We start from the raw sequence: 24,587 nt of genomic DNA, 5'->3' as shown, positions 1-24,587 counted from the left end.
TGCTTTTTTAAGTATCAGAAAGTATAACTTCAAGGCCGAAACTCATCATCCTGGCTTTCGGGATGGTCGGTTAATCCAGGTGCGCTGATGGATTTTTTCAAAAAAACAATAACAGTATGCACCATGAAAAAAATAGGTGAAGTTTAGTTTAGTATGGCTTGCCGATCTGAGTCACTTAATCATCTAACCAACAAGTATAGGAGTAAAAGAATGGTCAAAGTTAAACTGGCTGTTATTCTCCAGTATGACGGGAACAAATTACCGTTTAGCGGAGTGGGCTTCTGAAGGGGGAAGAGAACAAGGGGCGGAAGTGAAGGTTTTGAGAATCCCGGAGTTGGCTTCGGAAGAAGGAAAGCTCTGGTTTCATGGAAAACTGATCAATAAAGTGGTAAGTGCCATGACATCAGCCCCAAATCCCCATCATCAAGCGAAGCGCACGGTTACTGTTGCGGAATGGAAAAAGATTTCCTGCTAATGAGAAGTATGTTGATCCATTGTCAGTGATTAATATGATTAATGCATCGCTTAGTTCTGACAAACCTATGGCTGATAATTCCCGAATATCAGCTGTTCTATCCCAAAATATTTTTTCTGTCAGAGGGAGAACATTGGATGCGGATGCAATGAAGTCGTCTACAATCAATACGGCTCCGTTACGCAATGTGCTGCCAGGATGGAAAATGGACTCTAATAATTGGCTGGTTATAACCGCATTTATAGGAATTCCTTCTTTAATTAAAGGGGAAACAGGGTCATTTGCCTCAATAACCATAAGTGCTCCATGACGGTGCGAGCTGAGCTTATGAATGGCAAGAGATAACTCATTGTTAGATTTCGTATACTTAGATAAGAGACGATTGAGTAAGTAAGTAGACGCTGTCATTTCTATTTCGAGCAGTTCTCTGGATATCTTTTGTACTCTATCTATGATGTGGATATCATGTTGATCCAGTTTGCTAATATTGTCGTTAACTTTTTTTTTCAATGTTCGTTAATTTTTTTTATGGTTTCATTTCGGAGTTCGGAAAGATCGCTATTGCAGTCGTTGTTATTCATAATGTTCACTCCAAATCATTGTTTTATCAATTTGGGATCTCAAAACCATAAAGTGAGCCGTTAAATGCGAAAGATTTTTTGCCTGTTTCCTCTGATACGATGAAGGTCAACGCATCCGTACTCTCTGATAAACCAATGCCTGCACGATGGCGGGTGCCTAACTTGGTTTTAAACGATTTTCGGGTTAACGGAAGAACGTTTGCAGCAGAAACGATGGTGTCCTTTTGAATTAATACGGCGCCGTCGTGCAACGGGCTTCCAACATGAAAAATGGAATCCAACAGCGTGCTTGAAATCTTCGCGTATAAAGGAGTGCCCGTAGTGATCCTATCGTTTACATTATCCTCTCTCTCAACGACAATAAGAGCCCCTTTACGTTGATCGCTTAATAACTTGATTGCCTTAAAGATCTCATTACATTGACTGGTATAAGGAGTAAGAAGCCGGTTTAAATGGTAAGCTGAAACCAATTTTTCTGTATCGGTACATACTTTCGATAGCAACTTTAGGTTTCTTAAGACATCTATCTCCTCTTGGTCCATGGAAGACAATACATTCCTGATTTTGTCGGCTAGATAGTGAAATTGAACAGCTACATCGGCAAATTGCGGAGAAGTTGCTTTCGGATGGTTATTATCCATGGGAAACCTCCTTTAATAATTAGTGTTATATCCAAGAATGGATATTATTATGTGCATGTGCATTTCTTCCTAAACTTCTCGGGATGAAACGGAAACGGCAGAAATGCCGTTTTTTTTGTTGCCTTCTTTTCCTTTCTCGAAAATTTCACATTAGATTAAGATTACATAGAATTGTGGTTAAGATTGCTCATGTATTCTGGTGACACAAGAAATGAAAACAGAGGAGAGGGCAAAGAATGAACATGTTTTTTAAAGCGCGTCGCGGCCACTGCACTGACCTTCACGGTAGCAACCACCTTGCTAAGCGGTGCGGGTACATTATCGAAAGTATCGGCAACGCCCGTGAACATAGGTCCGCAAGATCCAAAGGAGGTCGAGCAATTTGCCGATGAATTTTTTAGCCGTCCGGAGATTAAGGAAGGTATGGCTGGGGCTGCTTTTGTCGTTGTTAAAGACGATAAGGTGCTGTTGAAGAAAGGATACGGCTATGCAGATGTGGATAAGAAGCTGCCCGTCGACCCGGATCGAACCGTATTCCGTGTCGCTTCGATTTCCAAAGTGATCACCGCTACGGCCGTGATGCAATTAGCCGAGCAAGGGAAAATCGATTTGGACAAAGATTTGTCAGCATATCTGGGAGATATTAAAATTCCTAATAAGACCGGCTCTCCCATAACCGCCAAGCATTTAATGACGAATTCTACCGGATTCGAATTCGGGGACGGCTCAGAATCATCTACGTACGACTTAACTCGAGAAATATCTATCAAGCAATATGTGTCGGACAATACGCCTGCGGTGATCCGCAAGCCAGGCGAGTACTACCGCTATGACAATCTAGGCTTTACAATGCAAGGTTACATCGTAGAGCAAGTGAGCAAACAGCCATTTGGTGCATACGTGCAGGAGCATATTTTTAAACCGCTAGGCATGACAAACAGCGATTTCCGCTTAACCTCGGATATCACGAAACACCTGGCCGTTCCATATAACGTGATGGGAGAAACAATTCCCGCCTACGCAACGGTTCCGACAGAGTATCCAGGGGGCGGCATGCTTTCTACTGGCGCTGATATGTCCAAATTCATGCTAGCCCATCTGAACAGCGGCAAGCTGGGAGATGCAACGATCTTGAAAAAAGAATCGGCGGCGGAAATGCATAAGCCTCAGCTTGCCGTGCATGAGAAGCTGCCGAACATGGCATACGGCTTCGAATACGCCAATCGGCAGCTTTCCAACGGACGTTATTTGATTGAAAAATCCGGGGACATGGCTGGGTATCACAGCAATATGTGGTTGATTCCCGATGAAAAGGTCGGCTTTTTCGTTACTGTAAATAAAGATGTTGAGTTCCGCAAGGAATTATTGGAAGCATTCATGGATCATTACTACCCGGAGAAAGATGGCGACCAGGCTCCTCATGAGCAAGCGAAACAATCGTTGGAAAAATTTGAAGGTGTGTACAGCGACTTACGTAATCGAATGTGGACCTCCCGCGTTCGTGCTGAGGACGGCAAGCTTATCGTGAAAGATCCGCTAGGAAAGCATGTGCTCCGCGAAATCGAGCCCCTGCTCTTCCAAGATGAACAAGGCGTAAAAGCTGCATTCAAGTTAAATGACAGCGGCGATGTGCAAGCATTGTATTACGATCAGAAAATAGATAGCTGGGCTGAAAAACTGGCAGAGCCGCAGCATTATCAGGATGTTAGTGACGATCATCCGTATGCTTCGTTTATCCATCACTTGCGCCAATTGAAAGTCATCGATGACAGAAGCGGCGACAACCGCTTTCAGCCTGAACAAGCAATTACCCGGGAACAGTTTATCGGTTGGTTTATCCGATGGCTTGGAGTGTCTCCATCCAAGAGCAAGCCTGCTTTCATAGATATATCCGACAGTGCGTTTGCTAAAGAAATACAAGCTGCGTATGAGTTTGGCGTCATTCAGAAGCCAGAGAACGGCAAATTTCATCCGCAGGAATTGTTGACCCGCCAGGAAGCAGCAACTATTATATGGCGTATGGCAGTCGAACATTTAGGAGCAACGCCGAAAAAAGTTTCACTTCGGGATCACACCGCTTCCTGGGCGCTGGATGGCGTTCAGTTCGTCATCGCCAAGCAATTATATGGGCCTGAAATTGTCAAAGGGAAAGACGGCACGTTCAATTATGGATCCAAGCAGCCGATGCTGAAGCAAGAAGCTGCAGCAATGCTGTCTAAGTTCGCCGACAATTTATTCTAATACAGCACAACTCCCGATCAACCTGCGCTAAGCCGCAAGTGAACGGGAGTTATTGTTGCATGCATAGAGGTGAAACAATAAATGAAAACCATACTTATCATCGATGATGAAGCCGAAATTCGGGAATTGCTGACCATCTATTTGACCAACCAAGGTTACGCTACAGCTACAGCTGAGAATGGTATGGAAGCATTAGCTGTACTGCAGAAGAAGCCCATCGATATGGTTATAGCCGATATTATGATGCCTCAGATGGATGGATTGGAATTACTTAAGAAGACGCGACAAAGCTCTCAGATTCCGTTCCTCTTTATTTCCGCGAAGTCAGACGACATGGACAAAATTTATGGCTTGCAGCTTGGAGCAGATGATTACGTGGGCAAGCCCTTCAACCCGCTTGAAGTCGTTAGCCGTGTTCAAGCGTTGTTCAGACGAATCGACTCTTTTGCGAAACCAGATAAGCAGGAGCAGGAGTTTATCGAAATTGGAGATGTGAAGCTGGATTTAAAGAGCTGCCAACTATACAAGTCCGGAATAGAAAAAGAATTGACATCGTACGAATTCAGGATTTTGGAGCTGCTCATGGGACAGGCAGGCAGAGTGTTGACGAAAGCGCATATTTACGAGCAGGTATGGGGCGAGGAATACATCGGAGATGAAAACTTAATTATGGTGTACATAAGCAAAATCCGTGAGAAGATTGAGGACAACCCGAGAAAGCCGGTTCATCTTATTACGATTAGGGGGTTGGGCTACCGCTTTGAAAAAAGCAAATAACCACTCCGGCAAACGTCCATTGAAAAAGGTATTCATCCGAAATTATGCAGTTATTAGCGCTCTGATGATCGTGGCCATCGTCGTAGCGCTCTTTGGTACAGACCTGTTTATGAGCAGGTTTATCTATAAGCTGGATGTCACTCAAATTCATGGCTCAGATATATACCGCTACCCTTTTGATAACATCAGCAGACATTTGCTGGACAAGTACGGCGGTTGGTTCGAGATTGTAAATGAGTCGGGCGAGATCATTTATGTCAAAGGAAACAAAGAAGACGATATCGTCCGTTACGAAGATGGTCAGATGTATGCCAAAATGGATGTGGAACGAAACGATGATTCGATCTCCTATCATGCCTATCATGTAGAGGGTCCACACAGGGAGTCCTATGTATTACTGTGGAAAATCCCTGAGCGATATTTGAAGTTATCAACTGTAACATCTATCTTTGCTGCATTGTTTGCTGTTTTTTTGTTCATCGCGCTTTATTTTTATGCCCGCTATTCCGTCAAACAAGTTAAAAAACCACTAGAGCAAATCGTTGAGGGCATCAAAGAGATGGAACGTTTCAATTATACGAAGCGGCTTCATTACTCAGCCGAACAGGAATTCGCGGAAATACAGGAGGCGTTTAACGACATGGCCGAACGTTTGCAGCATACATCCGCCGAGAAGGAAATGGCCGAGAATAATAAGAGGAACATGCTGCTGCATCTGTCGCATGACTTGAAAACGCCCATTACGTCGATATATGGATATTCGCAGCTTCTGTTGGATAATCAGACATTAACAGATAAGGATACCCGCAAATATATTCAATACATTTACGATAAGTCTTCTTATATGTCCAACTTGATTAAAGACTTATTCGAACTGGCGAAGCTGGATGACAAGCATACGGCATTGAATAGAGAAAAAGAGAACATTACGAAGTGGTTTCAGCAACTTGTAGTGGAATTTTACCCGGAAATAGAAGAGAAGGGATTCGAACTTGAAGCACATATTCCGGAAGAACCACTCTTTGCAAAGATGGACAAGATCCATATGAGCCGCGTCATTACCAACTTGATTAGCAATGCACTGCGATATAATCCAGCTGGAACCGTTCTCTATGTGTCATGCGAACGAGAAGAAGAAAACGTCATTCTGTGGATCGGAGATAACGGAATTGGCGTTCAGGAGCCGATCAGGGAACATGTTTTTGAAGAATTCATACGCGGGGATGGTCCAATCAAAGACAGCACGGGCTTAGGTCTTGCGATTTGCAAAAAAATTATTACACTGCATGAAGGCACAATTGAACTGGAACAGGATCAGCGGTATTCTACCTTGTTTCGAATCAGCTTGCCTATCACTATATAACACATTAGATACTGGAAACATGTAACTTCCTGGTGAAAAATGAGGAACATATTAATCGATTAGGTTTTAAACTTCGAAAGAAATGGATTGTAGGGATTTAATATGTCACTTTATTGTTTGTATTATCGATGATTTTGACGTATATAAGAGAGTATGGCCGTTCTGTAAGCTTTGATACTTAAGGGGAGTTGCTGAATGAAAATAAGCAAACACAGTGCAGAGCATTATATTTGGGGTGAAAATTGCGATGGTTGGCATTTGGTAAAAAATCAGGATTTAAGCATCATTCATGAAAGAATGCCGGCAAACACTTCGGAAGTCAAGCATTATCATCAACAATCACGTCAATTTTTCTTTGTCTTATCAGGGATTGCGACCTTGGAGATCGATGGTAAAGAGATTGTCCTAAATCCGCAGGAGGGGATCGAGGTTTCTCCCTTGGTTCCTCATCAAATGTTCAACAAGTCAGATCATGAAATCGAATTTTTGGTCATTTCCCAACCGACAAGCAAGGGCGATCGGATCTTGGTCGAATGAATATATCGTTGCAAAAGGGGGATTGGAATTGAAAATAACAGATAAAATGTATGGGGAGTTTACCGTCGATGGAATTCTCGAGGAACTCGTTCTCAGCTGTCCGGTGCAACGGTTAAAAGGCGTTTACCAAGGCGGGGCCAGTCATTTAGTGAATGAGAAATGGAATGTAACCAGATATGAACACTCCCTAGGCGTCATGCTGTTGATCAAAAAAACTGAATGGTTCCTTGGAAGAACAAATAGCAGGGCTGCTCCATGATATATCCCATACGGCATTTTCACACGTTATTGATTTCGTGCTTGAAAATAAAGACGAAGATTACCACGAAAAAAATCTATCGCCAAATCATTACCGATTCCGAAATCCCCTCGATCCTTGAAAAGTATGGGTATGATTATGAAAACATACTGTTAGATCACTCCCAATGGAAGTTGCTTGAACAACCAGCCCCTGAGCTCTGCGCTGACAGAATCGATTACACGTTGCGGGATATGCACCAATATGGAGTCATCTCCTTAGAAGAAGTTCGCCATTTTTTGGACCATTTAATCATCATCGATGGGAAAATATATCTTAAAAAATGTCGCAACGGCCGAATGGTTTGCAAAAACCTATTACAAAGAGGTTATCGATTTCTTTATGGAGCCTCTGAATATTTACGGCAATGACTTCCTGGCCAAGACGTTGAAATTAGCCTTGGACAAAAAGATAATCAGCCTGGATACGCTGCTCGGCACGGATCAAGAAGTACTGGATTTGTTGCGTTCATCCGATGACAGCGATGTAAGGAATCTGTTGGATCAAATCCATCCCCATGTAAAGGTAAAGGAAGACAAAAACGAATATGATTTGCATCGCAAGAATAAAGTGAGACTCATTGATCCATCCGTGTTTTATGAAAACGAACTCGTACGATCTTCTGAATTATTAGAAGACATTAAGAGGATGAACGAAACGGCCAAAAGAAAATCCGAAGAAGGAATGTACGTCAAAATCATTTCGAATGGAAAGCAAGACAGCATGATCAATTTTTTTAGAGAGAAGAGGAGCGGAAACTTGAATATACATACTTATCATTTGGGGGGATTTCCGTTAGATTGGGAAGTTTGTTTTTTGACGGTTGAAGAATACAAACAAATCTTAGCCAAAAAGTACGAGCAGTCCAAACCCTATTGCGACGCTGTTATAGGAGGCCTACATATTTTATACGATAAAATCGACGGTATTCTGAATTTTGCGATGAATGATTTCAAAAAGTATTCACCGTATACGGAATTGCGTTGTCCTCCCATGATCTTTCCCATGCCTCGAGGAGACAGCAGTCACGGGGCCGACTTTGTCATGATCCTAAAGCTGGATGAAGATGGCGATACCTTCGTTTACTCTCCCTTTCCTTTGCCATACTTGGAATAATATTAAGGAATTGGGTAACTCATTTTAATGGATTGGAGGGACGGAAGCATGAGTGATCAGGAAGAAATGAAACCAACCACTCTGATGGGGTTTCATGTCGAGGCACTGTTTTCGCATGACCAGAACATGCGGCTTCGTACGATAAACGAACCTTGGCCAGGAGTGGCACCTGCACCTCGGTTTTTCTTAGGACGGACTATAGAGGGAACAGCCCTTTGTCGGTTTCGGTATGATGTCTCGGCAATGCTTATCGAACAGTTGGAAGAGTTGTGTGCCGATGAACCATTCGTTAGGGATTTCCAGGCAAAACCAAAACATTTCGAGACATATATGAACCTCCTTCAGGGGGAACGGTTTACGATGGGGCCTTGTTTTCTAATTCCCAGCGAAGCCGCGCCGAAAATGCAGGTGGTAAGCATCACAAGGGAAAATATCGGGGGATACTTGCTTGACGGTTTCGAATGGATAACTTCAGAAATAGAATACGCGCAACCCTGCATAGCGTTAGTGCTCGAAAACCGGGTCATCTCGATCTGCCGCAGCGTTCGCATCACATCCAAGGCACACGAAGCAGGACTAGAGACCTTAACAGCGTTTCGTGGTAGGGGATATGCCGCAGCAGTTGTTGCTGGATGGGCAATTTCGGTGCGTAAGTTGGGAAGCATTCCGTTATACAGTACTTTATGGGACAACCTTGCATCTCAAAATGTGGCGAGAAAATTAGCATTATCATTTTATGGAGTTAATTTCACGGTGATTTAACCTACCAGCGATCGAAGCCGAGCACTCCCGGGACGACTTTCCCGAGATGTGCTCGGCTTTTTTTGGTATCCGGTGATCAGGAAGCTCACGCTCCCGTTTAGAATAATGCCATGGATCTTTTGCTCTCTGACAGCTTCAGCTTTTTTGCTCTTCGAACAATCAGGCATAGTATAAGAGGTAAAAATCGTCTGGCATCCGTCTAATTTATTCATTCTGCCCGGATTTCAAGCTTGCCTATAATAGGACGTAATGAAAGCGCTTTTAAACGAGAGGGGAGAGGATCATGTTAAGGGGAAAATATTCTGTCCGGACAATCAGGCTCCTGCTATTCAGTCTCATCGTGACGGTGGCGATCATTCTTGCAGCCGCTGCGGTGTGGAGAAGTACAGCCTTCATCTCGGAGGACGCGGTTGTGCTTACCATTGATGATTATCCTGTCACCGTTCAGGAATTCCGTGTTTTTTTGCGACAGAACAAGGCCTTGACGGCGAGTTACTTCAAGCGCAAATACAATGCCGATCCCAGCAACAACTTCTGGACCACTACCTATCAGGGAGAACGCCCACTGGAATACGCGAAACAAAAAAACGATTGAGGATTTGAAAAAAATCAAAGTCGAACAAATCCTGATGAAAGAGCATGGCATCCTGCAAGACATTTCCTACAAAACCTTTTTGAAAAAGCTGGCTTCGGAAAACAACGATCGGCAGCGGAAACTCCGTAATGATCAGCCCATTTACGGTCCTCGGGAATATGAAGCCGAAGAATTTTACTCATACACGCACAGCATGAATTTGCAGCACTTCATCGATACCTTGGCCAAGGAGAAGGGGAAGCTCCTTACCGATGCCGAGCTTAAGCCGTTCTATGAAAGAGTCAAAAGCGATTATTTTCACCAGGGCTATGTGTTTGAATATGAGAAAATCCGCATTACCAAAGGTATCGATGCTTCTAACCGGTTAAAGAGCCTTCAGAAGTATGTGCTTACGGAAAATATGGGCGTTCAGGAAGCCATCGGACGTTTAAAGCATGCTCAAGGCATTGAATATCAACGGGAAACGTTGGATCTAGACGTTAAATCCAAGGATGACGCCGCAGCATATAACTTGCAGAAGATGTTGATGTCCATGCGGCCCGGCGATTTTACGGATATGGCGCAGGATGATGATGGAGTAATCATGTACAGGCTTCTTGAGGCCAAGAGCAAAGGCTATGCACCCTATGATCAGGTTAAATCCGCCTTGGTCCAAATCTATATGGAGCAGCAGCTAGAGCAGCAGATGGATGAGCGTCTGCGTGAAACACAAATTCGTATGAATCAGGAGGTGCTGGAGCAAATTTCGTTCTCGTAACAGTCATTACACGACAATGTAGGAGGTTAGTGAAATGAACCATCGCAGGAACCGATCTATTCAAAAGTTTTTATCTGCATGCCTTTGCGTTGCCTTAGGAGTAACGCTGGCCATTCCTATGCTGCCCGGCAACCAGGAGATCGCCGCTGCTGCAGGGACGGGTTTCAATGAGAACGCGGTACCGGCCGGGACGGAAACGGGAAATATTTATTACGTAAGCAATGACGGAGATGATTCGAACGACGGGAGGTCCGTGGATCAGGCCTGGGCAACTCTGGATAAAGTGAACGGCACCAAGTTTGGGCCGAGCGATCGCATTTTATTTAAAGCAGGGGATGTATGGAACGGCTCGCTCAAGCTTAGAGGTGTTTCCGGGACGAAAGAAGCTCCCATCGTATTTAGCAGCTACGACGACATCGAGAAGAATGGCCGCCCTGTCATCAACGGAAACGGGACAACGACGACCGAGAGGTCTGCCATCGTTGAGAATTATAAAGGCGTGGTTGATAAGACGATGTCGGCAACCATCGACGTGGTGGAAGGAAGCTATCTGGAGTTCTCCAATTTTGAGCTGACAAACTATAACCCGGACGTGATTTCCCAACGGGCAGGAATCAATATCCGCACGGCTTCAACCACCGTCACGGAATGGGAAGCCAATCCCCACATGGGCATTGTGATCAAGAATAACTATATACACGATGTGAACGGAAATCCGAAAGGTTGGAAAATAGGAAGCGGGGGGATCCTGATCCTCGGCAACATTTCGGATGTTTTGGTTGAGGGCAATATCGTGAAGCGGGTGGATATCGAAGGAATCCGCAATGCAGGGCTCTATAAAGAGGGAGATATCAATGCCAACTTCCCGAGAGTGCTAAAGAATATTATATTCAACAACAACTACGTGGAAGAGGTTCAAGGCGACGGCTTTGTGATGAGCAATGTGGGCACGAACGGCAGGATGGAATACAACACGGTCGTCAAGCATTCCGCCAAGGATGTCGGAAACGTCAATTACGCCGGTTTATGGGTTATCGGCGTGAAGGATATGACCATGCAGTTCAACGAGGTATATGGGGGGATCTACGGATATAACGACGGACAAGCTTTTGACGTGGACATGTTCTGCGAGGGCACGCTGTATCAATACAACTATAGCCACAGCAATCGCGGGGGCTTTATGCTCTTCATGGACGGCTCCACCAATTCCGTGGCCCGGTATAACGTGAGCGTGAATGACGGGGACGGCAGATACCTGCTGCATTATTTGCCGACGCAAGAGAGATATGCGCCGATCATTCATAATAATACGTTCTTTACGGATTCGAATATTTCCACCAAAATCTTTAACGCCTCAGGCAAATACGCCAAATTGTATAACAACATCTTCTACTCCAAAGCGGATACGCCCATGGGAGCAAGCTCGTTTTCCGGCGGGGAGATTCAAAACAATATTTTTTTACCCCGGCACCGGCATCAAGGATACCGTCTTTCCGGGCGCTGCGGTAGAGAACAATATTTTCCAAAGCCCCAAATTCGCAAGACCCGGGGAAGAGCCTAAAGATATCGTTCATGCTGATTCCGGCTTCTTCGATGTCGAACAATTGAACGGATACAAACTCCTGCCGGGTTCGCCGGCGATTAATGCAGGGCTCGATATCCGGGCGAAAACGCCTTCGGTGTGGGGCGCAGCGGATAAGGATTTTTTCAACAATCCAATAATAGATGAAAAAATCGATATCGGCGCTCATGAATATTCGAACGATGAACCGGGGAATCAGTCACCTGAAGTGCTTCCATCGTCGATAAAACTAAGCCATGACAAGCTGGACTTGTACGCTCAGCAAGCGGGGAAAACGTTAGCTGCAGCATTTGAACCGCAGGATGCCTGGTTTAAAGGAGTCAAATGGTCGAGCAGCGATGCGCAGGTGGCCGCCGTGAATTCGAGCGGATTCGTGATGCCGATGAAACCGGGGGAGGCGACCATCCGGGCTGAAAGCACCGTGAATCCTTCGGTTTATGCCGAGGCGCACGTTACGGTTCATGAAGCATCCGAGGTCGTATCCTATCAGGTAGCGTCGGACCATAATGAGTTATCCGAGGCTGGACCCCAGGTTCGGCTGCGGATAGACGGAGTCACGGAGGACGGCTTGGTCATGGAGCATGCGCCTTACACTCACGTTCGATATAAGGCGAACCATGATCAGGTGACGATCGATCAGGAGACGGGAGTACTGAAGGCAGTCGGAGATCTCTCCGGCACAGATGAAATCGAAGTATCGGCGGATGTGGAAGAATACAAGGACCTGCTATACACTCAAAGCTTTGAAGCGGGATGGGGAGACTTTATGCCGGAGACCGGGACCGAGATCCAGACCGGGGCCATCTCCGATGCCGTTGCTTACCAAGGCAACAAAAGCGCCTTATTCGTTACCGGAAACGGGAGCAACGCGATTCAGAAACTGTTCGGATCGAAACAGCAGGGAATCGTAACCATGATGATGTACGACGACGGGTCCAAATCGGCGAAAACGAGGGTCGTTGCCCATGTCGGGAATGCAAGAAGCACGCTGCTGGCGGGAATGGGCTTGCTATACGATGGGAGCAGCTACGGCTCCTTGGATTATTATTCGGTCCGGGCAAGCAATGTATCCAGCGCATGGGAAGAAACGCCGGTCAAGCGGAGCAAAGGCTGGCATGAACTGAAGTGGGATTACACTTCCGGAGTCGATTTGAAAATGTATATCGACGGTCAGTTGGTCAAAACGACGACCGCGATCAAAGACTTTGACCGGATTGTCCTTGGGTTTCTGTGGGATGCCGCGAATGGGCGCACCTTTGCTTTTGACAACGTCAAATATGCGTCAACGGATGAGAAGGTAACGAAGCAGGCGGCAAAGCTTACCCTTCCCGTTCGGCATAAAATCGATAAGACGGTGTTGGAGCAGACGATAACCGCGGCGCAAAGCGTATATGAACCGGCCGTGGAAGGCAATGAACCGGGGCAATATCCCGCGGGATCAAAAGCTCTCCTGTTTGATGCAATTGAAAGGGCCAGGGAGGTTTTGGGCAAGGAAAAGGCATCTCAGGCGGAAGTCGATGCGGCTGTGGCTGCGCTTCAGGAAGCGGTGTCCCTATTTCAAGCCTCGGTGATCGTTAATCCGGGGGCGCCTGTGGATAAAAGCAAATTGAATGAAGCGATCACCGCAGCAAAAGCGGTTTACGCCGAAGCCGTTGAAGGAACGGAGCCCGGCCAATATCCGTCCGAAGCAATGCTGAGGCTGTTTGTGGCCATAGAGAAGGCAGAGGACGTTTGGAACGGTGAGGACGTTGCGCAAAATGACATTCATGCTGCTGTCCTCGCTTTGAATGCAGCCGTAGCCGAATTCAAATCCAGCATGAATCCGGATCGTACGGCACCTACCTGGAAGCATGGCAAACTTAAGGCAGATCAAGCATCTACATCGAGCATCACTTTAACCTGGTCCGGCGAGGTCATCGCGAACCAAGTGAAGGATTACAAAATCTATCGTGACGGCATGGAGATCGCAACCGTCACCGGATCTGTTTACCGATATGATGTGACCGGATTGAATCCTGATACATCGTACACGTTCAAGGTTGAAGCCGGTAATGAGCACGATCACTGGAGCAGCGATGGGCCAAGTGCAAGGGTTAAAACCGATGGGGTTACATCCGGCTCGGGTGGTTCCGGCGGCGGGTCATCGACCTATGTTCCGGCTCCATCCGTTCCTAAGACAGAGGATCCGGAGAAAACCAAGCCAACGAAGCCAGCGGAAGAAGGCGGCCAGGCAGACGCTGGACAGCCAAAACCGACGAAGCCAAACGCAGAGCTCACGGATGTTAAAGGACACTGGGCCGAAAAGGCGATCCGGGAAGCGGTTGAACTTGGATGGGTACAAGGCTACAAAGACGGGACCTTCCGTCCCGATGCGAAAATTTCCCGTGCCGAGTTCGCGGTTTTATTAGGGCGGGCTTTAAAATTGGAACGGCAGGAGAACGTAAAATTTAAAAGATAACGACCGGATTCCTTCGTGGGCCAGACCATTTATTGCTGGGGCCATAGAAGCCGGAATCATTACGGGGTATTCCGATCACAGCTTCCGTCCGGCACAAAAAGTCACCCGGCTTGAAATGGCTGTGATGATCGCCAGGGCGAAGGATCTTCCTCTGGATTCGCAAGCCAAGGTTTCCTTTAAGGATGCTGAACAAATTCCTGCCTGGGCCAAACCGTATTTGGCTGCGGCATTGGAAGCCAAACTTGTTCAAGGAAGAGGCGGAGGCGCGTTTGCGCCAAATGACCATGCTACCCGTGCAGAATCGATAAGCGTAATCCTTTCGATGCTGAGCGAGTAAGTACAGCCGATGGATTTTGGGCAGGGGAATGCCCGTGATTCCCTATTCCGATTTTACTTAGCCAAATTAGGGATATGGAGGAATCCATTTGTGTCCTTCCCGATTCAAGACTGCGAGTTATGTTTAAAATGTTAGACTGCCAGCCGAGCGAAAACGCAGAAAATGACTTCTGTGTATCCTCGGCTTTTTTTATATGATTCAACGTGAAATGATAGTATACTCTACTAACTGAGAATTTCGTAATTAAATAAAATTTATAAAAGAGGCGTATAAAGTGAACAAGAATTTCGATATAGAAAACTGGACGGACGGACTGACCGAAAAAAATATTCGATACGTTTTCGGACAGGGTACAGTTTATTGGCCTGCAGGGCAGCTATCAACGTGGAGAGGCCACGGCCGAAAGCGATATTGATATTGTTTTAATTCTGGATACAATTGATTTGGCCGATATGCTGTTATACAAGAAATTGATTGCAGCCATGCCGTTTCATGATAAAGCTTGCGGTTTCATATGCGGGAAAAACGAATTAATGAATTGGCCGAAACACGATCTTTTCCAACTTTACCATGATACAAAACCGTTATATAAAGAAATGAGTCATTTCATACCCGAAATCAACAATGAATATATAAAACAGAGCGTGACAATCGGTGCTGCAAATTTATACCATGCCATATCCCATAGTTATATTTATGGTAATAACAATGCTTTATCTTTAATGAAATTACTAAAAGGAACTTTTTATATCCTGCAAGCGAAGCATCGATTAGAAACAGGCAACTATGTAAAAAGCAGAACTGAGTTATCAACCAAGCTCAGTGGACTGGATAAGGAGATCATTGATCTTTCAAACAACCGCAAAATGCTGGCCTGTAAAAGTAACATAGAAATTGATCAATGTTACTCTATTTTGATTAACTGGTGCCAAAATATATTACATACCTATCAATGAATTTGTCTCAAGCCGAGCGATAAGCAGGAACTCACCCTTGCCTTTGCTCGGTTTTCTTCCATTTGAAAGTGGAGGAACCCAAACCTTATGATATAGGAATAAGGAGCATGCCTGCCAAAAAGAGGGGGATAATGTCTCGATAAACACAATACATTATTGAGGATTAGACGTATTGTCCCGTATGGCACGAGCTTTTAGAACAATAGAGATAGGGGGGGGATCGGCTTGAAATCTTCCATATTCGAATTGGTGGAGACCGGGGACCACTTGCCGTTTGATGTATCTCTGCATCGCGTGAATTATGTGCCGAGCCATTGGCATAACAGCGTGGAGATTATTTTTGTGCTGCGCGGCACTTTGGAAGCGACCGTGGGCAATGAGCGGCACACGCTGACCGAGGGAGACGTGTTCTTGATCAATTCAAGCCACGTTCATGAGGTTATTGGGTTGGACATGAATATTATCGCTACGTTTTTGATTCCCATGTCCTATCTGAAAGAAAATATCAAAGGAATCGAGGATATCAACTTCATCTGCGAATCCCATACAGCCGAACCTGGGCAGAAAGGAGCGTTGGATCAGATTCGCCAGCTGCTGGCGGAAATGGTGCATCTCAAGCATAAGATGGGGGAGGCCTACGAGCTTGATATGGGCATACGCATGCTGGCCGTGTTCTCCATTCTGATGAAGCGGTTCAAAACCTCCGATTCCGGCGGCGCCATCAACGAGAAATATATGGAACGGATGCTGCGCATCATCAACTATATTGACGAGCATTACAAAGAACCGCTTTCCCTTCAAACCATTGCCGAACGCGAATTTTTATCCATGCCGTACCTGTCCAAGTTTTTCAGCGAAAACATAGGGTTGAACTTTCAATCCTATTTGACAAGCATACGCCTGAAAAATGCGGTGGAGGATCTGCTCCATTATGAAGATCTGCCCATTACCGATTTAGCTTTAAGCCATGGATTCCCGAATGCCAAATCCTTTTACGCCGCCTTCAAGAACCGCTACCATATGACCCCTCATGAATACCGAAAGCAGTACCGTCCGGATAAGGGAATGGAGCGCAGACAGAAAGACATCTCTTCGAATTACCTTCATTTCAATCAATCCAGCGCGCTCGGCATCATCCGTCAGTATTTGCAGCGTAGCCAATCGGCCCAGGACGTACCGATTCAAGCCATCGAGACCAGGGTTTATGAGATCGACGCGGCGGCTGCAGGGAAAGCGCTCAAACATACATGGAGGAACCTGATCACGATCGGGAAGGCGAAAGAAGGACTCCATGCGGACGTGCAGCAGCAGCTGAAATATGTCCAGCAAAACTGTTCGTTCCGGTACTTGCGCTTTCACGGGATTTTTGACGACGGGATGATGGTATACGACGAGGATGAAACGGGAGAGCCCCGCCATAACTTCAGGTTGGTGGACCAGTTGTTCGATTTTTTGCTGTCCATTAGGCTGAAGCCGTTCGTGGAGCTTGGTTTTATGCCCTCCGCCCTGGCAGCCGATCCGGATAAGAGGGTGTTCTACAGGGCCAGTTACACCAGTCCGCCCAAATCCCTGGATAAGTGGTGCGCTCTGGTCGGTGAGTTTGTCCGCCACTGCATGAACCGTTACGGTGCGGCCGAGGTCGCCGGCTGGAAGTTCGAGTTTTGGAACGAGCCCGAGTTCAAAGTGTTCTGGCCTGCCGCGGAAGAGGAATATCATGAGCTGTATTTAAGAACCTACCGGACGGTAAAAGGAATTTCCGAAGCCCTGCAAATCGGCGCCCCCGGACGGATCATCACTGCAAATTCGCGGTCCGTTACCCTCCGTTTTTTTGATTTCTGCCGGGAGAATCACTGCCTTCCCGACTTTATCCCTCTTCATTTTTATCCGCATGATGAGATCGGGAACGTAGTGAATACGGAGCATATGGATCTCACTTTGGATCCCGGTGTTTATCGAAAGCTGCAGGAGGAGTTTGGAGGAATATCGTCAAATCCAGATTTTCTGAAAGACAAGCTTGGGGAAGAGCTGGAAATGCTTGCCGAGCAGGGTCTTTCGGGACGCGAGATTTATCTGACGGAATGGAACTCGACCGCTTATCACCGCGAATTAACCAATGACACCTTGTATAAAGCGGCCTATATCGCCAAAAATATCCTGGATAACCTGGATGCCATCCACGGTTTCGGTTACTGGGTGCTGAGCGACAACATCGAGGAGACGTTTCCGTCCCCTCAATTATTTCACGGCGGCCTCGGCCTCATCGCACAATACGGCATTCCTAAAGCGGCAATGAATGCATACCGGCTGCTCTCCAAGCTGGGTGACCGTCTGATCGCCAAAGGGGACGGTTATGTCGTAACGGCCAATAACAGCGGGTATCAGATCTTGACCTACAATTACTGTCATTATGATGATCTATATGCACAGGGGGACATTTCATTTATTGATGAGACGCACAGGTACAACGGGTTCAAAAATGAGAAGACCTTAAAAATGGACATCATACTTGCCGGCCTGCCGAAAGGATCGTATAAAATGGTCACCCGCACCATTAGCCGCAAGCATGGCAGCAGCTATGATGCATGGGTGGAGATGGGGGCCCCGGCATCCTTGACCGGCGAGGACATCGCTTACCTTAAAGGAAGCTCTGAACCTAGAAGGCATGTGCAGGTGCTGGACATCGAGAACGGGACATCCATCGGTTCCCAATTGGGACCGCACGAGGTGCAGTTGATCGAGCTTTCGCCGGTGCATTAAGAAATTATGTTCATTTTTATGCCCCCCGGTCAAAATTGATAAAGCGTTTACAAAAAACAGATTAAAAATAGCCCCATAAGACTATAACAAGCCGCCTGTCTTGAAGAAGGCGGTTTTGTTTATAATTTGGCTGTAATCGTTTTCAAAAGACGAGGGGGGGCATGAAAATGGCTGGAGTTAAGGGGAAAGATCCGGTTCGCACGCCTTTGGGCCGGCTGACTTTCGGCATCATGGTAGGCTACGGCTGCATGATGCTGGCACTGATGACACCGGCAACGCTGTTGCTGACATTCAAGATGATCGAGATTGATCCGAACGGTTATACATCCTCTTACGGTTTGGTTGCCGGCGTCGGGGCGTTCTTCGCATTGATCGGCAATCCTTTGGGTGGCGCCATCAGCGACCGGACCAATATATCATTCGGCCGCCGGCGGACGTGGATACTGATCGGGCCTTTCATCGGGTGTGCTGCTCTTTTATTGATCGGCATGACGTCTTCGATCTGGCTGATCATGATCGGCTGGGCCGTCGCGCAGCTGTTCTTCAACTTCGGAATGGCCGCATATACCGCGCTTATACCCGACCAGGTTAAGGAAGAAAGACAAGGTACCGTATCCGGCATGCTGGGATTGGTAATGCCCGTTGCGATTGCGGTCGGCATGGTCATCATGACTTTTATGACGGACGCTTCATCGTTAACGAAATGGGCCTTGATTTCGGCGATTGGGATCGTGGGTCCGATTCTCAGCTTGTTTCTGATCCAGGACGGCAAAGTGGAAATCGTCCGGAAGAAAAAAGAAGCGATTCCGTTTAGCGAAAAGCTCAGCAAAATATACCCCAGCCCGCGCCGCTTCCCGGCATTCACTTGGGCGGTCGTATCCAAGTTTCTGCTGATGATGGGATACTGCAGCAGCTTGTATCTTACCGTCATGCTCGTGAACCGGATGGGATACACGGAAGCGCAGGCTACGGCAAGCGTGGCTACCGTCAATATCATTTCCATGATTGCGATGGCGGTTACAAGTATCTTTGGCGGCATGCTGTCCGATAAGTTCCGCAAGCAAAAACCGTTTTTGTATATGTCTGCATTGATTATGGTTCTGGCTACGCTGGTATTCGCGTTTATTCCGAATTACTACGCCTTTGTCATCGCTTCCGCCGTTCTGGGGCTCGGATTCGGCTGCTTCTCTGCCGTCGATATGGCACTGGTAGCCCGGATTCTTCCCCGAAAAGAGGATTCGGCCAAGGACTTCGGCATCATGAACGTGGCTAACGCGCTGCCTCAATCGATTGTGCCGGCCATTGCGCCGTTTCTCCTTAGCTCAGGAACGATGACGGGGATCGGCAGTTGGACGTTCTTCTACCTGGCCCTTGCGGCATTTATGGTCCTTGGCATGATCAGCATCAAGCCATTGCCGGAAATAGGAGAGCCTGTAGCCACCGAAGGCGGTGCGGAAACCGGCATTCCAGACATTACGACACCAGGCATGCATCATACGTAAGAAGGGAGCTTACCCATGAGCAGAAATATAAAAGAGATCATTAAATCAATGACCATCGAAGAGAAGGCAAGCTTGTGTTCCGGACTGAACATGTGGCAGACGAAGCCGGTAGAGCGGCTAGGAATCCCGTCGATTTCGATGACGGACGGCCCGCATGGACTGCGGAAGCAGGGCAACCTCGGAGACATGTCCAGCAAAACGGTTCCGTCCACATGTTTCCCAAGCGGTGCCGGACTCGCTTCTTCATGGGATCGGCAATTGATCCGGGAAGTCGGCAAGGCGATCGGCGAGGAATGCCAAGCTGAGGATGTGCAGATCATACTCGGCCCGGCCGTTAATATTAAACGTTCTCCCCTTTGCGGACGGAACTTCGAATACTTCTCCGAGGATCCGTACCTCTCCTCGGAGATGGGAACGTTTCACGTATACGGTGTGCAGCGGGAAGGCGTAGGGACTTCGGTGAAGCATTTTGCCGCCAATAACCAGGAAACCCTTCGCAACTCCATCAATGCGGTGGTCGATGAACGGACGCTGCACGAAATTTACCTCCGCAGCTTTGAAGGACCGGTCACGGCCGGCGACGCATGGACCGTGATGTGCGCGTACAATCTGGTGAACGGGGAGTTTTGTTCCGAGAATGAATACCTGCTCACGGAGGTGCTCAAAAAGAAATGGGGCCATAACGGCCTGGTCATGACGGATTGGGGAGCCATCAATGAGCGCGTTAAGGGATTGAGGGCTGGTCTCGAACTGGAAATGCCGTACGTTGGGCCGGAGCACGATCAGATGATTATAGATGCCGTGAAGTCCGGTGAATTGGATGAACATGTGTTAGACACTGCTGTAGAGCGACTGTTAACGGTTATTTTCAAAGCTTATGACCATAAGAAACCGGGTTTTGCCTATGACAAAGAAGAGCATCACGGGCTCGCTCGCCGTACCGCGGCGGAGTGCATGGTGCTGCTGAAGAATGAAAGCAGCATTCTTCCGCTAAAGCCCGAGCAATCGGTGGCCGTGATTGGCGCATTCGCCAAGCATCCGCGCTATCAGGGGGGCGGCAGTTCCCACATTGCCCCTACGCGTCTTGATGCCGCTTACGATGCTATCGTTGAGGCCGCGGACGGCGAGGTTGCCTATGCGGCAGGTTACAGCCTGAAAGGCGATACGGTGAACCAAGACTTGATTGCCGAAGCCGTGAAACTGGCGTCAAGCAAAGAGGTGGCCGTCATTTTTGCAGGGCTGCCGGACTCTTTTGAATCGGAAGGGATCGACCGTACGCATCTGAATATGCCGTCGTCCCAGATCGAGCTTATTCGGCAGGTAGCGGCTGCACAGCCGAACACCGTAGTCGTACTCTCTAACGGATCGCCTGTCGCCATGCCATGGCTGTCCGATGTTAAGGCCGTTCTGGAAGGGTATCTTGCCGGTCAGGCAACAGGTACCGCAGCGGCCGATATTCTCTACGGCAAAGTGAATCCGAGCGGAAAACTCGCTGAGACGTTTCCGGCAGCGCTGGAGCAAACGCCGGCCTACTTGAACTTCCCGGGAGGCAAGAGCGAGGTATTCTATGGCGAGGGGCTGTTTGTAGGGTACCGTTATTACGAGGCCAAAAAGGAAGAGCCGTTGTTTCCTTTCGGCTATGGCCTAAGCTATACGACGTTCCATTATGAAAAGATCTCGGTGGACAGGGAACGGATGAGGGATACGGATACGGATACGGCGGTCGTTACGGTTACGGTTCGGAATACGGGGCAAGTGGCCGGCAAGGAAGTTGTGCAGCTGTATGTAAAGCCAATCGACAGTTCCGTGGTCAGACCCGTGAAGGAGCTGAAAGGCTTCGAAAAGATTCATTTGGAACCGGGGGAAGCCAAAACGGTAAGCTTCAAGCTTGATAAACGTTCGTTTGCTTACTACAACACGGAAATTCAGGACTGGTTCGCCGAAACCGGAGCCTATGAGATATTGGTCGGTCCGTCTTCCGCGGAAACGCCGCTCGCCGCTTCGATCCAACTGATCTCGACAGGCGTTCCGTTCAAGAAGGTGACCCGGAACACCAAGTTTTTCGAACTGCTTGCGATTCCTGAAACCGCCCCGATGGCGGCGGAGATCATGGAGCTGAGCATGGAACGAATCAAGCAGATGGGAGCCATGTTTGCCGAAAGCATGGACAGCGGATTGTCGGAGCTGTTTGATGCCGTCGTGCAGTGGAAGAAGTACGATGGCCTTCGTTCCCTCGGAGGCATGATTGGCGGAATGTCGGAAGATCAGCTGGCGGCACTGATCGATGACCTTAACGAAAAGCTTGGACTTCAGTGATTCCGATGGAATTTGTTGGCCGAGCGAATGCACACGCGTTGATTGCGGCGTGATATTCGAAAGAAATAGAGGTGGAGGGAAACCGGAATGAGCAGTCATAACATCAAAGAGACAGAAGGCACCATACGGTACGTAAAAAATCCGGGTGGCCCAGCACTGGGGATTTTCCCCGGTTCAGGCGTCGGAATCATAGAGAAAGACGGATTGTTTTTCAAGGATTTGAACCGTGACGGCAAGCTGGATAAATATGAGGACTGGCGGCTGTCTTCTGAAGAACGGGCCAAAGACTTGGCTACGAAAATGACGATCAAGCAAATCGCGGGACTCATGCTTTACAGCCGGCACCAATCGATCCCGGCTGCAAGCAGCGGCTGGTTTCCGGGTACTTATGAAGGCAAACCGTATGAGGAGAGCGGAGCGAAGCCGTGGGAGCTGACGGATGAGCAGATCGCTTTTCTGGCCAATGACCTGAGGCACGTACTCGTAACCACCGTGGAAAGTCCGGAAACGGCGGCACGTTGGAACAATAAAGTACAGGCGTTTGCCGAAGGCTCCGGGCTTGGCATTCCGGCCAACAACAGTTCCGATCCCCGTCATGCCACGGATGCCAGCTCGGAGTTCAATGCAGGGTCAGGCGGACATATTTCGATGTGGCCGGAGACGCTGGGTTTAGCCGCTACCTTCGATCCCGCGATCACGAAAAAATTCGCCGAGATTGCTTCCAGGGAATACCGTGCGCTCGGCCTGGCGACGGCGCTCTCTCCGCAAATCGATATCGCCACGGATCCGCGCTGGTTCCGGTTTAACGGTACTTTTGGCGAGGATTCCAAGCTTGCAGCGGATATGGCGCGTGCCTATGTCGATGGGCTCCAAACGTCGGACGGAGACGAGGAGATAGCCGAAGGCTGGGGATATGACAGCGTCAATGCGATGGTAAAGCACTGGCCGGGAGGTGGATCAGGCGAAGGCGGAAGGGATGCCCACTATAGCTGCGGGAAGTATGCGGTATATCCGGGCAACAATTTTGACGAGCATTTAATCCCGTTTGTGGACGGTGCTTTCAAGCTGGACGGAAAAACGGGAAGGGCTTCCGCGGTCATGCCTTATTACACGATTTCCCTGGATCAGGACACTATGAACGGCGAGAATGTCGGCAACTCGTACAGCTCCTATTTGATTAAGGATTTGCTTCGGGGAAAATACGGTTACGACGGCGTGGTCTGCACGGATTGGGGGGATTACGGCGGACGTTTCCGGCGCCCGGGATTCGTTCCTTAGCGGAAAGCCGTGGGGCGTTGAGAGCTTGACGATTGCGGAGCGGCATTACAAACTGCTGATGGCCGGTGTAGACCAATTCGGCGGCAATAACGAGATCGAGCCCGTACTGGAAGCGTATCGGATGGGTGTTCGGGAACATGGGGAAGCTTTTATGCGTGAGCGTTTTGAACAATCCGCCGTTCGATTGCTGAAAAACATGTTCCGCCTCGGCCTGTTTGAAAATCCGTATCTCGATCCGGAGAAAAGCGCGCAAATCGTGGGGAATCCGGAATTCATGCAGGAAGGCTATGAAGCGCAGCTTAAATCGATCGTTATGCTGAAAAATAAAAACGGGGTGCTTCCGCGGGAGCGGATGAGCAAAGTCTACATTCCGAAACGGTTTATGGCTGCCGGCAAGGATTGGTTCGGCAATCCGACGCCGGAACGTTTGGAGCATCCGGTGAATTTGGCCGTCGTTTCAAAATATTTTGAAGTCGTCGACAATCCGGATGAAGCGGATTTCGGGCTGGCGTTTATCTCCACGCCGAAGTCGGGAACCGGCTACAGCCAACAGGACGAGGAACGGGGCGGAAACGGCTATGTGCCGCTCAGCCTTCAATATAAGCCGTATACGGCGGAGCATGCGCGTGAAGTCAGCCTTGCCGGGGAACCGTGCGAAAACGGCCCACTGAACCGTTCATACAAAGGGAAGACCGTTACGCCCCAGAATACAACCGATTTGAACATGGTGCTTGAGACGAAGGAAATGATGAAGGGAAAACCGGTTATCGTCTCCATGCTGCTGACAAATCCGACCGTTGTCGGGGAGTTTGAAGCGGAAGTGGATGCGATTATGGCGCACTTTGGCGTTCAGGATCAGGCAATCATGGAAATGCTGACGGGCGAGGCGGAACCGTCCGGTCTCCTGCCGATGCAAATGCCGGCCCATATGAGAACGGTTGAAGAGCAGTTTGAGGACGTTGCGTTTGACATGGAATGCCATGTGGATTCGGAGAATCATGCGTATGATTTTGCTTTTGGATTGAACTGGAACGGGATCATTGACGATGAACGTACGAGAAAATACCGCAAGGTCCGTTAAAACCGATCGTTACTGATGATCACGCCCCAAAAAGCACCAACTGCAGCCGAGGGCGGCCGTCAATTGACGAGGATATGACAACCATAGGGTGTCCCATCAGGGGGCACCCATTTGTTTGGCGGATTCAGCCGGTTGAACACGCAGCCGTAGAGCAACCCCCCCCCCCCGTTAATTTAA

Annotated in this window: 16 protein-coding genes and 4 pseudogenes; 18 read left to right on the top strand and 2 right to left on the bottom strand. The window is 48.1% G+C overall.

Annotation, left to right across the window (positions count from 1 at the left end; translation table 11 throughout):
• Positions 1 to 403: 403 nt before the first annotated feature.
• Positions 404 to 985, bottom strand: a complete 582-nt coding sequence (locus XI25_RS15635; protein ID WP_046679399.1) for a DNA integrity scanning protein DisA nucleotide-binding domain protein — start codon at positions 983 to 985, stop codon at positions 404 to 406.
• Between the two features lie 97 nt (positions 986 to 1,082).
• Positions 1,083 to 1,697: a diadenylate cyclase gene (locus XI25_RS15630; RefSeq protein WP_046679398.1), complete on the bottom strand. Its 615-nt coding sequence runs from the start codon at positions 1,695 to 1,697 to the stop codon at positions 1,083 to 1,085.
• 297 nt (positions 1,698 to 1,994) lie between these two features.
• On the opposite strand from XI25_RS15630, the gene XI25_RS15625 reads away from it, so the two are divergent.
• The 18 genes and pseudogenes from XI25_RS15625 to XI25_RS15550 all read left to right on the top strand — a co-directional run bounded on the left by XI25_RS15625 (position 1,995) and on the right by XI25_RS15550 (position 24,410).
• Positions 1,995 to 3,938, top strand: coding sequence for a serine hydrolase (locus tag XI25_RS15625; protein WP_235439906.1), 1,944 nt, complete (start codon positions 1,995 to 1,997; stop codon positions 3,936 to 3,938).
• An 81-nt stretch (positions 3,939 to 4,019) separates the two neighbouring features.
• A complete protein-coding gene (locus XI25_RS15620) occupies positions 4,020 to 4,715 on the top strand; it encodes a response regulator transcription factor (RefSeq protein ID WP_046679396.1) in 696 nt (231 codons plus the stop codon).
• Entirely contained in the window at positions 4,699 to 6,078 is a 1,380-nt protein-coding gene (locus tag XI25_RS15615) for a HAMP domain-containing sensor histidine kinase (RefSeq protein WP_046679395.1), read from the top strand. The genes XI25_RS15620 and XI25_RS15615 overlap by 17 nt, the downstream gene beginning before the upstream one ends.
• A gap of 195 nt (positions 6,079 to 6,273) precedes the next feature.
• Positions 6,274 to 6,615 (top strand): cupin domain-containing protein, encoded by a 342-nt coding sequence (locus XI25_RS15610; RefSeq protein WP_046679394.1) that lies wholly within the window; start codon positions 6,274 to 6,276, stop codon positions 6,613 to 6,615.
• A 28-nt stretch (positions 6,616 to 6,643) separates the two neighbouring features.
• Positions 6,644 to 7,621: pseudogene (locus XI25_RS15605) on the top strand (HD domain-containing protein); the annotation flags it as partial.
• 456 nt (positions 7,622 to 8,077) lie between these two features.
• Entirely contained in the window at positions 8,078 to 8,791 is a 714-nt protein-coding gene (gene aac(2')-IIb, locus XI25_RS15600) for a kasugamycin N-acetyltransferase AAC(2')-IIb (protein WP_046679393.1), read from the top strand.
• A 283-nt stretch (positions 8,792 to 9,074) separates the two neighbouring features.
• Positions 9,075 to 9,386: a hypothetical protein gene (locus tag XI25_RS15595; RefSeq protein ID WP_046679392.1), complete on the top strand. Its 312-nt coding sequence runs from the start codon at positions 9,075 to 9,077 to the stop codon at positions 9,384 to 9,386.
• 4 nt (positions 9,387 to 9,390) lie between these two features.
• Entirely contained in the window at positions 9,391 to 10,143 is a 753-nt protein-coding gene (locus tag XI25_RS15590; protein WP_046679391.1) for a peptidyl-prolyl cis-trans isomerase, read from the top strand.
• Positions 10,144 to 10,177: 34 nt separating this feature from the next.
• Positions 10,178 to 11,704: a right-handed parallel beta-helix repeat-containing protein gene (locus XI25_RS33390; RefSeq protein ID WP_046679390.1), complete on the top strand. Its 1,527-nt coding sequence runs from the start codon at positions 10,178 to 10,180 to the stop codon at positions 11,702 to 11,704.
• A gap of 43 nt (positions 11,705 to 11,747) precedes the next feature.
• Complete coding sequence (locus tag XI25_RS15580) at positions 11,748 to 14,183, top strand: S-layer homology domain-containing protein (RefSeq protein WP_046679389.1); 2,436 nt, start codon at positions 11,748 to 11,750, stop codon at positions 14,181 to 14,183.
• 7 nt (positions 14,184 to 14,190) lie between these two features.
• Positions 14,191 to 14,244, top strand: a pseudogene (locus XI25_RS36915) (hypothetical protein); the annotation flags it as partial.
• Positions 14,245 to 14,298: 54 nt separating this feature from the next.
• The gene (locus XI25_RS15575) at positions 14,299 to 14,520 is read left to right on the top strand and encodes an S-layer homology domain-containing protein (RefSeq protein WP_082112384.1); all 222 of its coding nucleotides are present in this window, start codon (positions 14,299 to 14,301) and stop codon (positions 14,518 to 14,520) included.
• A 326-nt stretch (positions 14,521 to 14,846) separates the two neighbouring features.
• Positions 14,847 to 14,942 (top strand): annotated as a pseudogene (locus XI25_RS36910) (nucleotidyltransferase domain-containing protein); the annotation flags it as partial.
• A 21-nt stretch (positions 14,943 to 14,963) separates the two neighbouring features.
• Positions 14,964 to 15,476, top strand: coding sequence for a hypothetical protein (locus XI25_RS15570; RefSeq protein WP_052759620.1), 513 nt, complete (start codon positions 14,964 to 14,966; stop codon positions 15,474 to 15,476).
• A 225-nt stretch (positions 15,477 to 15,701) separates the two neighbouring features.
• Positions 15,702 to 18,233 (top strand): GH39 family glycosyl hydrolase, encoded by a 2,532-nt coding sequence (locus XI25_RS15565; RefSeq protein WP_046679387.1) that lies wholly within the window; start codon positions 15,702 to 15,704, stop codon positions 18,231 to 18,233.
• Positions 18,234 to 18,400: 167 nt separating this feature from the next.
• Entirely contained in the window at positions 18,401 to 19,735 is a 1,335-nt protein-coding gene (locus XI25_RS15560) for an MFS transporter (protein ID WP_046679386.1), read from the top strand.
• Positions 19,736 to 19,750: 15 nt separating this feature from the next.
• On the top strand, positions 19,751 to 22,051 hold the full coding sequence (locus XI25_RS15555) for a beta-glucosidase family protein (RefSeq protein ID WP_046679385.1): 2,301 nt from the start codon (positions 19,751 to 19,753) through the stop codon (positions 22,049 to 22,051).
• An 87-nt stretch (positions 22,052 to 22,138) separates the two neighbouring features.
• A pseudogene (locus tag XI25_RS15550) lies at positions 22,139 to 24,410 on the top strand (glycoside hydrolase family 3 N-terminal domain-containing protein).
• Positions 24,411 to 24,587 lie beyond the last annotated feature (177 nt).

It is taken from the genome of Paenibacillus sp. DMB20, assembly GCF_000987955.1.
In the GTDB taxonomy this organism is placed as follows: domain Bacteria; phylum Bacillota; class Bacilli; order Paenibacillales; family Paenibacillaceae; genus Paenibacillus_AQ.
The sequence above is the reverse complement of the archived record's forward strand: the minus strand, read 5'-3'. Positions and strand labels throughout refer to the sequence as shown.